The sequence below is a fragment of the Kurthia sp. Dielmo genome (genome assembly GCF_000307285.2).
Taxonomy (GTDB): Bacteria; Bacillota; Bacilli; order Bacillales_A; family Planococcaceae; genus Kurthia; species Kurthia populi.
In genome coordinates, this window is sequence record NZ_HE578958.1 from 44,692 (window position 1) to 46,202 (window position 1,511).

The following is a 1,511-nucleotide window of genomic DNA, read 5'->3' on the forward strand; positions in this document are numbered from 1 at the left end:
CTCCCTTTTTTATTAAAAACCATTTAAAGTACCATCTCATGTGAATGATATAAGAGCCTCTAATAAATTTTCGCCGATTTAGTAGAAGCTCTATTTTTTTATGTAAAAAATAAGTTTATACTAATATGATAAGGGTATCGTATAACGTTATCTAAAAATCATATGGAGGTGTTTATTGTGAACAAATTAGTTGCAGAAGCAATCGGTACATTTGTACTTGTTCTATTCGGTACAGGGACAGCTGTTCTTGGTGGCGGTATTGAAGGCATCGGTATTTTAGGCATTGCCATGGCATTCGGTCTATCCATTATCGCAATGGCTTATTCAATTGGTACAATCTCAGGTTGTCACGTCAATCCAGCTGTTTCAATTGCGATGTTCGTGAATAAACGTATTAACGCAACAGAGTTAGTTTATTATCTTGTAGGGCAAGTTATTGGTGGTATCTTAGGCTCACTGGTCTTATTTACATTCTTAAATTTATCAAATTTATCTACTACCAACATGGGGCAAAATGGTTTTGGCAATCTAGGCGCAGGTGGTGCACTATTAGTTGAGTTCATCTTAACATTTGTCTTTGTACTTGTTATCATGGTTGTTACAGGTCGTAAAGGCAATGCGAACTTAGCGGGCCTAGTTATTGGTTTTACATTAGTATTAATTCACTTACTAGGTATTCCATTAACAGGTACATCTGTAAACCCTGCTCGTAGCTTAGGTCCAGCTGTTTTTGCTGGCGGTGAAGCATTATCACAATTATGGGTGTTTATCGTTGCCCCAATTCTTGGTGGTATCGTTGCAGCTGTAGTTGGAAAAATGTTCTTCCAAACAGAGCAAGGTAATGAATCAATTGCTAATAAAAATATCGATTAATTCATATAGCTTTTAATCTAAAAAGCGGCTTTAACATATGTGTAAAACAGTTGCTCCTATGAGCATAGGAAAAACCGGAATCGCGCTGTAGTGCGGTTCCGGTTTTTCGTTGCGAACGCTAAAAAAAGGAAATGACATATTTGTTCCATTCGCGTTTTTTCGAGCATTTAAAGCTATTAAAATAGAAAAAATGCATAAATTTTATAAAAAACATAAAAATTTAAAAGATTTATATATCTTATTCTCTGTATAATAAATAAGAAGCGAGGTGGGTAAATGAATTTTGAAGTATTTGATTTAGCTTTTGAACAATTATTTCATGCAACACAGCAAGCAGGAGAAGATTTTAAACGCATAATGGAATATGAAAGCTTTTGCATTTTAGAGAAGTATAAACAAATGATTTGGCAATGCCGTGAAGTTTTCTCTTTTAATTATGACCTATACTTAATGCATTGTACCTTACACGATGAACACACGCAGAAAATGTTAACGGTTGCAATGGACGTGCGACTAGCGCAGTTTATTCAATTAGCGAATGATATGCATGATGCTGTCGCACAATGGGGCCAATATGTTCGTTTCAATAATATTACATTGTTGATGAATGAAATGCTTGATACCATCGATCATTCCAT

At 35.0% G+C, this 1,511-nt stretch carries 2 protein-coding genes; both read left to right on the top strand.

The features are described from left to right. Positions 1-162: 162 nt before the first annotated feature. On the top strand, positions 163-873 hold the full coding sequence (locus KTHG_RS08765; protein WP_370362754.1) for an MIP family channel protein: 711 nt from the start codon (positions 163-165) through the stop codon (positions 871-873). Between the two features lie 276 nt (positions 874-1,149). Next, positions 1,150-1,511, top strand: a 362-nt coding sequence (locus tag KTHG_RS21175) for a hypothetical protein (RefSeq protein WP_147633085.1), incomplete at its 3' end; no start/stop codon positions are given.